The 14618-nt window shown below is 63.2% G+C and carries 8 protein-coding genes; all 8 read right to left on the reverse strand.

What is annotated here, in order from left to right:
* A partial coding sequence (locus GXY33_01530; GenBank protein ID NLX03803.1) for a hypothetical protein occupies window positions 1-514 on the reverse strand: 514 nt, incomplete at its 3' end.
* The gene (locus GXY33_01535; GenBank protein ID NLX03804.1) at window positions 504-1583 is read right to left on the reverse strand and encodes a GntR family transcriptional regulator; all 1080 of its coding nucleotides are present in this window, start codon (window positions 1581-1583) and stop codon (window positions 504-506) included. The genes GXY33_01530 and GXY33_01535, both read right to left, overlap by 11 nt.
* A gap of 188 nt (window positions 1584-1771) precedes the next feature.
* Complete coding sequence (locus GXY33_01540) at window positions 1772-3565, reverse strand: hypothetical protein (GenBank protein NLX03805.1); 1794 nt, start codon at window positions 3563-3565, stop codon at window positions 1772-1774.
* 23 nt (window positions 3566-3588) lie between these two features.
* Window positions 3589-4314 carry a DUF1559 domain-containing protein gene (locus tag GXY33_01545; protein NLX03806.1) on the reverse strand — a complete coding sequence of 242 codons (726 nt, stop codon included), beginning with the start codon at window positions 4312-4314 and terminating at the stop codon, window positions 3589-3591.
* Window positions 4311-8153, reverse strand: a complete 3843-nt coding sequence (locus tag GXY33_01550) for a hypothetical protein (GenBank protein ID NLX03807.1) — start codon at window positions 8151-8153, stop codon at window positions 4311-4313. The genes GXY33_01545 and GXY33_01550 overlap by 4 nt, the downstream gene beginning before the upstream one ends.
* A gap of 98 nt (window positions 8154-8251) precedes the next feature.
* Entirely contained in the window at window positions 8252-9358 is a 1107-nt protein-coding gene (locus GXY33_01555; protein ID NLX03808.1) for a GntR family transcriptional regulator, read from the reverse strand.
* 154 nt (window positions 9359-9512) lie between these two features.
* Window positions 9513-12332, reverse strand: coding sequence for an SGNH/GDSL hydrolase family protein (locus GXY33_01560; GenBank protein NLX03809.1), 2820 nt, complete (start codon window positions 12330-12332; stop codon window positions 9513-9515).
* 51 nt (window positions 12333-12383) lie between these two features.
* A partial coding sequence (locus GXY33_01565) for a hypothetical protein (protein NLX03810.1) occupies window positions 12384-14618 on the reverse strand: 2235 nt, incomplete at its 5' end.

Genomic DNA, 14618 nt, shown 5'->3' on the forward strand with positions numbered 1-14618 from the left:
CCGCCGCCGCTGCCTCCGCCGAGGGTTCCGGCAGCACGTCGTAGTCCGCCGCCCGCGCCGGTGAATGCCCGCGGTCGAACTGCAGCCAGAAGAACATCCCCCGCCGTTTCGCCAGACCGATCGCGCAATCGAGCAGGTCCGCCTGCGAACCGTCGCCCTTCGTGTACGGCGGGAATGTGTAGGTGTTCACCGCCGGATCGTTGATCACCAGATGCTCGTCGAACAGGTTGACCCGCACGCCGTTAAACCCCAGGTCCGCCAGCCGATCGAACGCCAGCTCAAGGTCCGCGCCCTGCCGCTTGATCGTGTGAGTAAAACCGACCCCCCAAAGCCGGATCCGCTGCCCGCCGTACGAAAGATGCCCGTCCCGGACCGTGATATACTGCCCCTCCGCCAGCCCTGCCGGCTGAGTCGTCGCCGCGCCGAAACACGTCGAACCCCAAATGCACGCGGCCAGAACGCCAGCCGCCCATCGCAACCAACCAAATCGCACACCGCCCGAACTACGCGCCATCATGGTTTCTCCGCTGTAGAGTGAGCTTCAGCCGAATCACTTCCTTGGGCATCTGGCGGGTCATCGCCCAACGCTGGACCATGTCCGCCGCCGCCGAGATCATCCGCCCGGAGTCCGAATACCACTCCAGCGGCGACAGGCTGCAGTACGACATGCTCCGCTCGTTGGGCCCCACGTTCCGACGAGTCGCGATCGCCAGGTTCGGAAACTCCCGAATCAGACCCGTCTGGGCCAGCGCGTAGTCGATGAACTCGTCCTGCGTGCAGAAAATCGCGTCAAAATCCCCCTCCAAAATCAACCGGCGAACCTGCCTGCCCAGAGTGCCCACTTCTGAAAAGTCCGCCACGTTCACCTTCTGGATCAGCCGACGGCTGATCGGCATCTCCACGATCGCCACGTCCTCGCTCCGGCCCAACTCCGCAGCCCCGCGCTCGATCCCAGCCCAGACGTCCTGGTACGAACTGATCCGAAGATCGTCCATCAACACCAGCATCCGCCGCCACCCCATCTGACCCAAAACCGTCTGGCTGACCTCCCGCCCGCACCCAAACCCGTCCAGCAGCACCGCCGGAAGTTCCACCTCCGGCAACAGCCGGTCCACCAGAACCACCGGAACGTCCTGCGAAACCTCCGCGAAAAACGGCCCGTTCGGGTCGTCCTCCACCGGCCAGACGATCAGCCCGCTCACCCCGTTGTCGATCAGGTGCTGCGCGATCTGACGCTCCTGCGCCGCATCGTCCTTGCTCGACCGCACCACCGCCAGATTCGACCGCTCCGCAAACGCGTCGTCGATGTACTCCAGCACGTCCCGGTGAAATCCCATCGACCGCAAATAAGGATGAACCACCCCAAAAACGATCGCCGCCCGATCGCAGCGGTCCCGGTCCACCACCTGCACCCCCTTGCCGTAGTGGCAGACCACCACCCGCTCCGCCTCCAATTCCCGCACCGCTTGGTACACAACTTTGAGGCTGACGCCGAACTCCTCGCTGAGGGTTCGCATGGTGGGAAGGGAATCGTCGGTTCCGTAGTGGCCGGTTCGAACTCGTTGCCTAAGTGTCTGTGCCACCTGGCGATACAGCGGAACTCTAGTGCCAGTCAAGACCTTTGACATCGCGCCACCTTTCTGGAAACAAGGAAACACGCGGGCTATAGCGATACCGCTCTGAATGCTCGCGTTTCCGTGTTTCCTTGCGCAGTATAATGGCCGTGCGCGTACCTGTCAAGGTCCCGCGAGGCCGATTGGGCAGGCTGCACTCAGTCTTTTTTGCTGTCTATCAGGTTTACTGAGAAACCTGGAATGGCTATGGTCTTCTCGTTGGTCAGCGTGCGAGTCTGCGGTGTAATTGTCGGTTTCTGCTCGTTTTCATCGGTCAGGTTGCCGCAGATGAAGGTCTGCCGCTCAAACGGCAGGGCTTGGCCGTCGGGACCGGTCAGACGGAGCATCCGGGGCTGGGGGCCGAGATTCGTAGCCAGGACGGCCAGCCGTCCGGTCAGAAGATCCTTGGTGGCAAGCAGTTGCAGATCGGGATTGTCCGAGCCGAGTCGCACGGGCAGGATCCGATCGCCCAGGCGGCTTGCCATCTGGAGGACGTAGTACACCGGCCGCTCGACGCCCGTCAGACTGCACTTGATCCCGAAATTCCAGGAACAGGCCTCCCAGATCATGGCGTTGCGCACTTCGGGGATTTCGGAGCAGATCCGCAACATCTCAGCCGTGTAGAGGGCTGTCTCCAGGTCGAAGCAGGCACACTCCATCCGGTTGTATTCGGTCAGGCCGATGAACGCGCCCGGGATGTCGGTGCGGCACCCCTCGGCCAGGCCCTCGAGGTAGCCTCTGGCCTGGGCCAGACCGACCCGGATATCCTCCCGCTTGTCGGGAAACGTGTAGGTCGCCTGATGCTCGCCGCGGCGGACGGTGAAGAACTTCTCGACGATTACGTTGGTGTCGTCGCCGAGCTCGCAGTAGTCGTTGGCGAATTCGATTTCGAGGCGGTGCTTGCCCGCGGTCAGTTCGCGCGAGTAGCTGAAGGCCCGGTAGTCACGGTCGAGGGTCACCGTCTCGAACGGCTCGCCGTCGATGGCCACCGTCGCCTGCGGCACCATGCCGATCTCGATGATCCTGGCGTTGATGCCCATGGCGGCGAGCTTCAGGTCCAGCGTGTACTCGCCCGGCTCCGGGCATTCGAACTCGCCGACCAGCGTGCCGGCCTTCCACATGATGTGGCGGTCGCCGTAACGCGGCCAGCCGGTGTAGATGTGAATGATGTGGAAGTCGAACAGGTCGCGGTCGTCCTTGAGCACCTCAGCGTCCCAGGCCAGCCAGCCGATCAGGATGTTCGGGTCGATCCGCCGGATGGCCTTGGCGTAGTCCAGGGCCTTGCGGCAGTAATCGGGAGCGTTGGTGAAGTTCTTGCCGTCGATCAGTTCGTTGCCCAGCTCCCAGTAGAGCACGTTGACCGGTTCGAGCAGGCCGGTCAGCTCGAACCGTTTTTGCGCCCAGTAGTCCACCGTTTTCCAGTCGGTCCCCTGGTCGTCGACGCCGATGGTCCGCGTATCGCCGATCCGCCCGCGGCAGAAGGCCACCCAGGCCGCCGCCTCTTCGGGTGTGCCGTCGAGCAGGTTCAGGATGGCCATGCCGCGTGCCTTAAGTTGTTCGAGCAGGACGAGGAACTCGGCTGCGCCCAGGTGCGGGGTGAACTGAGCGAAGCGGAAGCAATTCCACTGTTTGGTCCGCTGGTCCAGCGGGCCGAGCGTCTGAGCCCAGTGAAAGAAGTTGGCCACCAGTCCGCCCGGATAGCGCACCGCCGGCGTGTCCAGCGGTCCCAGCGAGTCGTAATATCGTTCGACGCCGCGATAGCCGGGTTCGTTGGCGTCTTCGCTGTCCACGTTCACGCCCAACAGATCGCGAGAAAACGGCTTGCCCGCGTCGGCTGCGTCGATGGTCGCGACGACCTCCGCCGCCGGCTGGGTGGACGGCGTCTGGCCCGCTGCCACCGCAGCCGCCATCAGCATCGATACCGTCAGCGCGAGAGACTTCCATGTGGTCATGCAGATTTCCTTGTGTCCAGGTCCTAGAGTCCGCAATGTCCGTGCAGAACGGGGTCGCTTTCCACGTCCGAATTCGTCATGAATTGCCCGTGTCCGTCCCAGAAGCCGACGTTCAGGCCGTTCATGTGCCGACCGAAGGCGGGAGTATCGTATAGATCCGGGAACTGCCAACCTTCAGCGCCGCAGGGCGGACAATAGTGCGTGAAGTACGTATCGCTGTCGCAGATCATGCGGACCTGCCCCGGCTGGGTCAGCTCGCTCGACCGCAGCCAGTAGGTGTCGATTTCGCTGGCCGCATCGTTCGGTATCTGGTGAATGAGGTCCGCATACGCATAGTTTGGTCCGAAGACCTGTGAACCGGCGGGATGGCAGAACACGATGCAGGACGTCGTGGCGGACGGACAGATGAACGTCGGCAACACGGACACGGCGTTGCCGCCGTGCCACCACGCGTAGTCGACCATCACGTAGGTCTTGGCCCCGCCCGCGAGGTACGAGTAGATGAAGTGCGCCCATGAGGACCGGTCGTACGGCGCCTGCCATCGGCCCCAGTACACCGGCGGAAAGACGCCGTAGTCCATCTCGTACAGAAGCACCGCGGACGCCTGCGACTTGACCTGCGAGAGGCACAGCGTGGTGCGGGCCTGCTCACGCGCTCGCGAGAGGGCCGGCAGCAGGATCGCGACCAGCACGGCGATGATCGCCACGACCACGAGCAGTTCGATGAGGGTAAACGCGTTCTTTTTCATTCGAGACCTCGCATTCTGATCAGCATCGGCCGCAGCGGTTCGAGAACAAACGCGCTGCTCACGGGTTCGTGCCGGATCAGGTCCAGCATCTCATCTTTCATCTTAATTCTATGATCGATCGCCACTTCCCGGGCGTCTCGGTTGTAGTTGACTATGTTCAAGAGGTATCCATCGCCGTCGCGGACGAGCCGCCATTCGATCCCATCGGGTATGCCGCCGTCGACGGTAACCTCGGCTGGGAGTTTGCCCATCCGCGTTTCGACCGCGACCTTCATCGCCTCTCCCAACCCCTGGAATTTCTCGTTCGCTGCGAGCTCGACCATCGGCACGCTGAATTCCAGGTGGTTTTCGTAAGGGTCTTTGGCGAGGCTGCGGCCGATGGAGATCACCGCTTTGCCTCGGCCGGTGAACTCCATCAGTCTCTCAGCCGTCGCGGGCAACACGTGCACCGCGTTGGGAGCGACGATCACCTCCAACTCGCCGAACTCCCCGCGGGCGATCTGCTTTTCGCTGATGAACCCGATCTTGTGGCCCATGAAGCTGAGCTGCTTGTAGGCTTCGATCCCCGCTGCGTCGTAGTTGTCCTCGGGCCGCGGATATTGCGTGTCTTTTATCATGGCGGTAGGGGAGTAGAGGATGGCGATTTGCGGCTTGGCGTCGAAGAAGGCTTTGATTTCGTGGATCAGCCGGTTGGCATCGAGGGTGGCCTGGTTGAGGGCGGCGATGCACATGGGCCGTTCGGCGAAAAGGCCCTTGGTATGGTGGTATCCGCTGTCCTCCCGCTGCTCCATCCACGACCAGGTGGAGGAGAGGGCCAAGCCGTGCATGTACTGCTGGAACAGGCAGGCATAGACGTAGTCGTACGGAATATCGCGCCCTTCGGCGTCACGGATGATGTGGTTTTCCGCGTTGATGATGGCGGCCGGCTTGAGCGAACAGAGCAGATCGTAGTTGAGGGCGGCGTCGAGCCACGTGCAGCGGTAATCGCCCTCGTTGTAGTAGAGGAACACATCGCAGGAGTTGAGGTCCGACCACTCGGCGAAGCGTTCGAAATCGACGCTGCCGGAATAAGACCGGGCGAACCCGGCGGCGATCGGCTTGGCGTAGACCCGCGCCGCGGGCCACGCCTCGCGAACGACGTCGGCCAGCCATTGGTGCCAGTCACTGAACATTTCCTGGGCCCAGATGTGCCACTCCCACCAAAGCACGCGATTCTCGGGAACAAGGCCTTGGACGTTTTCGGGCAGGATCTCTTCAAAGCTGCGGAATTGTGTCTTCCAGACGGCGTTGAGAGTCCCGATGTCCTCGCCGTACTTGGCTTTCAGGTGGGTCAGGAACATGGCCCGCTGGACGGGACTGTCGTAGAGGCCGCCGGTGAAGGCGGTCTCGTTGGCGATGTCGATGCTGTGCACGACGTTGGCGTGCGGGTCGTCCCTGATTTCGCGGACCACGTTCTCGACGAGAAAGCCGAGGATCCGCTTGGCCGCGGGCGTGTTGATCTGGTAGTTGAACCACCCGAACGAGCCGCCGCCGCATTCGCTGGGGATTCGCAGCTCGGGATGGGCGTCGTAAACCCACGGCAGCAGGTGCACCGCCCAGAGGTTGTAGGTGATGATAAAATCACTGTCGTATGCGGATTGGTAGAACCGCGAGAAGCGATCGCGGAAGCTGTTGTAATAGAAGGGGCCTTTGATGCCCTTGGCCATTTCGTACAGGCTTTGCGGCTGGGCGAAATTGGGAGGAAAATCCAGGTTGTAGACCTGCGCAGCCCAGGTCGGCTTGCACATCTCGATCATGGCGTTTCCGCCCATTGCCTTGAAGAGGGGCAGATTGGCGAAGAAACTCATCGACGAATTGGCCAGGTTCGGCGAGTCGACGATCTCGCCGACGTCACCGGCAGCTTCGACAGTCTCGCCGTTTTCCTTGACGAAGACAGCCGTGCCCTCCGCGGGATGGGTATCAATGTTCCAGTCGATGTTCATGCAATAGCCGTTAAAGACGACGGGGCGCACGGCGGTGTGGCCGAAATCGTCCACTGTTTTGGCGTTCGGATAGCCGTCGACCATCGCGATCGGCGAGCTGACGTAGCGGTACGTTCTGAACCGGTCCGTAATCCTGTCTTCCGCGATGGCGTCGCATTCCGCCTTCGCCATCGCCAGAAGCGATTCGAGTTCCGAAATCCTCCGCGTCGCCTTGCCCAGGTAGTACGCTGAGCCGTTGGCCTGGTAGTCGGCCAGGTTGTCCCTGGCGAAGCGGGCCTGGCTCGAGAGGACGGCCAGTTTGCTCTGGAGGTATCCGGTCGGCAGGCCGCGCCGCTGAAGCTCCGTGGTCCGTTCCCAAAGATCAGCGGTCTGCTTTTCGATGCTCTCGATCGTCTCCTTGACGTCGAGCTTACAGAAGTCGAAGGTCTTGACCGGCAAATCGTCAGCCAGGCAGCGGACGGCGATCGGGCCGCTTTGGAACTCATCGAGGCCAAACGCCGTGTCCAGCCGCCCGACCGCGTTGGTCGGCAGGTCAAGCTGGATCGGATGGTAGAGCAGGCTCTTTCGGCGGCCGGCTTGGTCCTCGACCACCACGTCAAACCGCCGACCGTTGAGCTGGTCCATGCCGCACAGGAAGAGGGGACCGCCCGCGCCGCCGACGTATTCCTTTTTGAAGACGCCGACCACGTTCGGCTGACCGTCGTCAAGAATGGCGATCAGGTTGTCTTCGGTGCTCTTGGCGTCGCCGATGCCCTTGCTCAGGAATATCCACCCCTTTCGGCCCTGGCCGTCGTTGTCGTTGACGATCAGGTTGAAGCCGAACGCCCGCCGGTCCTTGCGGTCGATGGCGTTGAGGAATGTCCACGACAGGACGGCTTCGATGAAGTAGCCCTTGGCCGTTCGCGTGACGGTAAAGTCGCATTCCCGGGCGGTCGGCGCGCGGCCGATGGTCCAGCACCACGCCAGTTGCGTCTCCGGCGTCGGTCCGGGGGCAAGACCGATCTCCTGGTCGTTGCCGTCCCAGTGCGGCGTCCGATCCAGGCCCTGGTCGATCGCTATCTGGATGCTGTCGCAGTTGTACATCCCCTCCGCCTTGATGGGCGTCAGCGAGAGGTAATCCTGTCCGGCGACGATCGCGTCGTCGGTGACGTCCACGTACAGGTGCAAGCCGCGGTCGCTGTAGGCCAGGGCGAAGGCGGCACTAAGGTCCTGGTCGTCTTTGATCTCCGGCGTCGACTTGTGTTCGGTGTCCGCGCCGATCGAATAGACGGGCAGATCGGAAGGGATTGACGCAGCCGGTGTCGCGGCGGCTGGTTCCTGTCGGACCAGATAGACCTTCTTTTCCGCCAGGCGTTGGGCGGGCACGATCTCGATGGGATTGTAGGGCTGGATGCGAAGATCATCGATACAGTAGACGCCGGGCACGTCGAGTTGAACCACCAGCAGCACGTTTCCCGATGCGTCGATATCGTCCGGGTTGAGCGTAAAGGGGACGGTAAATTGCTTCCACGCCTTCTCCCACTGGTCCGCCAGCAGGTCGAAACACGTCCAGCGGTTGCCCAGAAACAGGATCAACCCGCGATGGGCCCCTTCGCCGCTGACCTGTTTGGCCCAGCCGGTCAGCGAATAGGGCACGCCGAGTTCCAAGCCGCTGAACCGATGCACCGCGCGGACCCAGCGGTCCGCTTGCCATCCCTGCTTATACGTCATCTGAAGCGACCGCTGGCCTTCCGTCTTCTCCTGGGCCGTCAGTTCCACCGTGCCTTCGGCGTCCGGCGAGAGCCACGGTGCCCATTCGAGCGGCAGAGTCGGATTATTGGGATCGGCGTACTCGAACGAACCGTTGCCAATACCCAACGAAGCGGGTGTTTCCGCCGCGGCGGCTTGTATGAAAAGGGACAGAACCGCCAACGCGGGCAAGGTTGTGACACGTACTTTGTGCAGCCGCACGGTCATCACCGCTCCAGTCGGCTGTACGCCAGTTCCGGTTTCAGTCGGATCACCTGCCCAGCAGGTTGACGCTCGAGCACCCAGCGCTGGAGCAGATCGGCGGCCCGGGCCACCATCGCCGTCGAGTCGCAGACCAGGTCCAGTACGCCCGCCTGCCGATAGCGCCGGCAGCGCATGTTCGGGCCGATGCCCCGCATCGTGGCGAGCTGCATCTCCGGAAAACGGTCCACCAGCCCCGTCTCGACGATCACGTATTCGAGAAACTCATCCTGGGTCGAAAACACCGTGTCATAGCCGCCTTCGCGGATCAGACGCTCCACGTACGGTTCGTAGAAATCGACCCCGCTGAAGTCCGACTGGTTGATGTTGTGGATGACCCTGGTGATCGGAAGCTGCACGATCGTCACATCGGCCAGGCGGCCCAGCCTCGCCGCCTCGCTGTGGATGCCAGCCGTCAACAGTTCGTACGCGCTGATCCGCAGATCGTCCATCAGCACCAGCAGCCGCCGGCGCGACATCTGGTCCAGGATGCGCCGGCAGAGCGCCCGGCCGCCGTCCTCATAGTCGTGGATCACCGCGGGCAACTCGGCCCCGGCCATCAACCGGTCGATCAACACCACCGGCGTCTGACGGGCCAGGTCGGCGAAGAACGGGCCGTTCGGGTCGTCGCTGGTCGGCCAGATCAGCAGCCCCTTGACCCCGTTTTCGATCAAATGCGCAGCGAACTGGCGCTCGAGCGCCGGGTCGTCCCGGCTCGACCGCATCACCGAGAAATTCGACCGTTCGGCGAAGGCCTCATCGACGTGTTCGAGCACTTCCCGGCGGAAGCTCATGGACACCAGGTACGGATGGATGACCCCGAAGACCAAAGCTGTCCGGCTGCACGAGTCGGCGTCCTCAACGGTCATGCCCCGGCCCGGGCGGGTGACCACGATCCTCGCCTCTTCGAGCTTGCGAACGGCCTTCTGGATGACGGTCAGGCTGACCCCGAATTCCTCGCCGAGGGCCCGGACCGAGGGCAGGGGCTGGCCCGGCTCGTAGGCCCCGGTCCGCACTCGTTGCTTAAGCGTCTGGGCAACCTGAAGATACAGAGGCGTTTTGATGGTGGACATGGTCGGGTCCGCCTGTATTATCATACGGGAATACAGGCCGCTACACCCAAAAGCCGTATCGACGGCGGTTCAGCGTAACTGTATTACCGTATCCTACAGGCGATGGTACAGGATTCGCCCGACCTTGTCAAGGGCCTCCCTGGGCGGGTTTTGCCTACGGGGCGGCCGCCGGCGGTGCCAGACGGGGCTTCAGGGCCGTCCAGATGGTTTCGGCGATGGCGGCCATGCCGCGGTCGCCGGGGTGCCAGTTGACCCCGTCGTGCTGGAAGTGTCCTTCGGCGCCGGCGCGGTTGGCGGGGTCGTCGAAGAGGTGGCGGATATCGATGTAGGTTGCGCCCTGGTTTTCGGCTGCGGCCTGGATGAAGCGGTTGTCGTCGATCCGGCCCCAGTTGCTCAGGCAGAGGATCAGCGGGTCGTGACCGGGTTTTTTGAGGTCCGCCAGGATCTTTTCGTAGGGCTTCTGGAGTTCCTCCTCGTTGGCTTGGCCGCGGAAGTTGTCGCCCAACTCGACCACGATCAGGTCGGCGTCGTTGGTCGCCAGGTGGGCTGAGCCGGTCATCTGCCGCTCGTTGGCGACGCACGCGAGCTCGAGTTGCGGCGGATTGCCCGGCTGGTGCTCGCAGAGCATCCGGTGCAGGACGTGGGCGAAGTCCTTATCCTGGGCCGTCGCGGCCATACCCCAACTGCCCGGCCAGCCGATCGACTCGCTGGGCCCATGGCGGGTGATGCTGTTGCCGATGATCAGCAGCTTCTTGACCGTCCTGGGAGCCTGGCGGGTCAGCCTCGCGTAGAACAGCGGCTCGTCCTCGGTGACGGTGAAGCTGTCGGTGATCTCGCCGTTGGTGTAGGTCTTTCGGAGGAAGTCGCGCTTTTCGAAGTGCATACCCTTGAGCCACGGAGCGGAGATGGTCGCTGAGACTCGATTGACGATGACCGGAGTCGTTCCGGGATTGACGATCGCCTCAGCCAAGCCCGGCGCCCATTTCTGCTTCATCCTGCCCGCGTCAAGCTGATAGCCGGTGTTGTGGGAGTCAGCGGTCAGGGTGATCAGGATCGACGCCGATTGATCGAGCGGCTTGCCGTCTTCGGCGACGATGCAGACGGAACTGAATTTGCGGTTCAAGCCGGTGATTTTGGTGTCGCCGAATTCCAGCGAGTCGGGGTTGAAGCCGACCTGGGCCTTGCACGACGGCGCGTCGATGCGGACGAAGCCCTTGCCGTCGCGCCAGTCGAAGCGGACGTACTGGCCGAGGTTACAGAACGGCTTGTCGTATCCCTCGCACGGCGGAATCCGCGACGGGCCGTTGGGGTCGTAGACCAGCTCGACGCCGGTGCGCCACGCGTGATGCCGCAGCCAGGCTTCGGCTTCGCCGAGCAGCGGTTTGGTGGCGTCGAAGAGCCTGTCCTGCCCGATCACCACGCGGGTGCGCGGCGGCATGGGAATGTCGGCCTGGCGGAAGATCGCACCGGCCGACTTGCACGCGGCCAGCAGGACCTCATCGTTGGCCATGACCAGTCCGGCGTTGGGATAGTCGGTGTCGGGCATCGGCAGCCGCGTATTGACGTAGTCCGCATCGCTCTGAAGGGTATGCAGGTATCCCTTGTCGTCCCAGTAGAACCAGAACGCGCCGTCGGCGTCCTGTTCCAGCAGTTGCAGGGCGGTGTACATCGGGAATTCGACCATGTACGGGTTGGGCCGGTAGTCGTTGCACTCGTAGATCAGGTAGGGCTTGCCCGCCACCTTGGTGCAGTCGGTCAGGTTGCCCGAGAGCGGATGGCGATTCACGTAGGGGATGAACGGGTCGTCCTCGCCGACCTCCCACGGCCGGCAGGCAAAGCCGTAGGTTCCCGCGGCCACGAAACCATCCTGGCTGGCTGCGTAGTACTGCGTGATGTTCCGCTGACAGTTGCCGGACGGGGCGATGGGCACGACCGCGATGCCCTTGCCGAACTGCCGCACGTGGGCGATGAACCGCTTGTTGTAGTCGTCGAAGAGCCAGCAGTAGAAGCGCAGGACGTCCTCGCTGCGTTTGGCCGGGTAGCCCTGGTAGAATTTCTCCAAGGTTGACATCTCCGGCTGATAGCCCGGTGCGTCAAACTCCTGAATGCCCTCGGGCGAGGGCCGCGGAGCAAATTGGACGGTCTTGTCGGCCAGGGATTCGCCGTCCTTGAGCGATCCCCAAGCCGCCCTCAGGCCCGCGTCGTCCTTGTAGGTCCGCGTCAGCCAGTCGATCCACTTGGCGTGGACTTCGCCCTGGATGAACTGAGGATACGTTTCGAGGTTCGGCCCGACGGCCATGATCAGGTCGCGAACCACCAGCGTCTCGTTGAACATCTCCCATAGGCCGATCGTTTCCTCGTCGCCGTAGCGTTTGCCGGTGTAAGGGTTCACGTGATCCAGCAGGCGTCTGGCGAACTCCATGTGGACCCGTCCAGCCCGCTCCGAGAGGTAGATCAGGTGCGGCGTGCTGATCGTCTCGATGGCTTGGTTCCACTGGTCGCGGGTGCCGTCGTCGGGCATGATGTCGTAATCGGCCGGCGTCATCTTCGCGCCCCATCCCATGCAGAACTGAAGCCAGAAGAACATGCCGCGCTGGCGGGCCAGATAGATCGCGTAGTCCAGGTTGTCGAGGTCCTTGCCGCTGCCCTTGGTGTCTTTCGGGACGTCGTAAGAGAACTTCTCCGATTCGGGTCCGCAGTTGTACAGTCCGTGCGAAAGGTTAAAGCGAATGGCGTTGAAGCCCGCGTCGGCCATGCGGTCGATCGAAACCTCCAGGGCCTTGCCGCTGCGCTTGGGTCCGCAGCAGAAATGCGTGCCCCAGAGCCGCACCCGCTTCCCGTCGTACGACAGATGGCCGTCCTTGACCGTCATGTACTGGCCGTCGGTCAGCGGGGCCGGACGGGTGGTCTGGCCGAACGCGACTCCCAACGGTGCGACGATCAACGCCAGACAGCAGAGCAGAGTATTTCGCATGGATCATTCCCTTTCCAAGGGTTTGTGTATGTCGTCCGTGGGTAGGTATCACTACCGGTCTTGCGTCGGTTCGGGCCGGATCAGCCGGGCGTAGAATGTCGGTTCATAGCCGCGAAGTTCGAACTTGCCGTTGACGTTGCCGTCATCGAAAGGTTGGCGGGCGAAATCGCGTTTCTCATACGTCATGCCGGCAAGCCACGGGGCGTAGATGAGGCAGCCGACGCGATCGACGATCGGCGGACTGCTCCCCGGTTCGCCGCACATCTGGGCCAGCCCTTCCTGCCAATAGCTCTTGCTGGAGAGCCGTTCCGGCGTCACCCGCATGCCCTTGTTCATGTTCCGCGAGATCGCGACCACCAGAATGCTCCTGGACTGGGGAAGCGGCTGGCCGTCCTCAGCGACCAGGGCGATCGTTCCCCACTGGCGGTCGATGTGGCGGATCGTCACGTCGTCGCCGAACTCCAGGACCGGCGGCAGGAAACCGGTGTGGATCTTCGCGGTCGGGGCGTTGACGCGGATGAATCCGCGGTCGTTGCTCCAGTCGAAGGTGACGTACGGCGGCATGTCGATGCGGGACTCCTCATCCCGGATGAGTTTGGGCAGCTTCGACGGACGGTCGGGATCGAAGACGGTCCGCATGCCGCGCCGCCAGACCACCGGCCGCAGTTGGCTGGTCAACTCGGGTATGTTCTCCAGCGATCCAAAGCCCGGATGGACCAGGTTCAGCAGAATGTCCTTTCCGAAGGTCATGATGACGGGATTCGGGGCGGGTTGGATCGCACCGGCCTTGAACGCCGCTCCCGCCGCCTTGAGCGACGCGAGGGCGGCTTCGTCGTTGGCGAGGATCAGCGCCGCGTTGGGATAGTTGGAGTCGGGGATCGGCATGCGCGTCGTCACGTAGTCCTGGTCGCTCGAGAGCTTCCCGAGGTAGCCTGCATCGTCCCAGTTGAACCAGAAGACACCGTCATAGTCCTGCCACGCCGCGTACGCCAGCATCCGCGTGTGGAACTCGACCATGTAGGGGTTGGGCCGATAGTCGTTGCACTCATAGACAAGGTAGGGTTTGTCCGGGACCCGCACCAGGTCGATCGGCTGTTCCATCAGCGGGTGGCTGTTGACCCGCACGACGAAGGGATAGAATGGCTCGTCGGCCTCCACCTCCCACGGCCGCATCGCAAAGCCGTACACGCCCGTCGCGCAGTAGTCTCCGGACGACGCGGCGCAGTAGTTCTGCAGGCTGGCCCCGAATCGCCCCGACGGACAGATCGGCGCCACGGAAATCCCGACGCCGGGTTTGCCGAGCGACCGGCAGAACGCGATGAACCGCTGCGTGTGCCCGGTGTACAGGTCCAGCACGAAGCGGATCACGTCCTCGCCGCGCGCGTAGGGATAGGTTCCCAGCGTCGCGTCCTTCGCCACGTATTCCTTCTGCACGCCGGCGCCGGAGGTCTCGACGCCGCCCTTGGTCGGCGCGTACGCCACCGTGCCGTCGGCCAGCGACTCGCCCTCGTTCAACTGGCCCCACGCCTTAAGAAGCCCTTCATCCGTCTTGTAGCGGTCCTTGAGCCACGCGTTCCACCGCGCGGTCAGGCGCTTCTTGACGATGCCGGTCGGCGCCGTCGATATCGCCCGCTCGACGAAGGTGTTCTCGTTGAAGATCTCCCACAGGCCGATCGCTTCCTCGTCGGCCCAGCGCCGGCCGGTGTAGGGATTGACCTGCTCCAGGACGGCCCGGGCGAATTCCCGGTGGACCCGCTCCGCCCGCGCGTCGAAATAGACGAGCATATTCAGGCAGTCCTCGTCCTTCAGAAGCTGCGCCCACTCCTCGCGCGGCCCGTCCAGCCCGGCCGCGATCGTCTGGGCGTCGGGCGCCGGCATCACGTCGTAGTCGTTTTCAACCGCCGGAACCCGCGAACGGCAGAACATCATCCAGAAGAACATTCCGCGCTGCCTGGCCAGGTGGACCGAGCGGTTCAGCAGGTCAAGCCCGCTGTTGTCGCCCTTGGTGTAAGGGCGCAGCGTGTACGTATTGGGCGCATCCTTGCTGACGAACTGGCCGTCGAACAGGTTGATCCGAATGCCGTTAAAGCCGACGTCGGCGAGACGGTCGAACGAGAGGTCGAGGTCCGCGCCCTCGCGCTTGACCGAGGCGCAGAAATTGGTTCCCCAAAGCCGAATGCGTTCGCCGTCATACGACAGGTGGCCGTCCTTGACGCAAATGTACTTCCCCTCGGCCAGCGGGGCCGGTGGGGCGGCCTGGCCGCGGGCATATCCCTGAGTCGCCGC

Source organism: Phycisphaerae bacterium, from assembly GCA_012729815.1.
Classification (GTDB): domain Bacteria; phylum Planctomycetota; class Phycisphaerae; order JAAYCJ01; family JAAYCJ01; genus JAAYCJ01.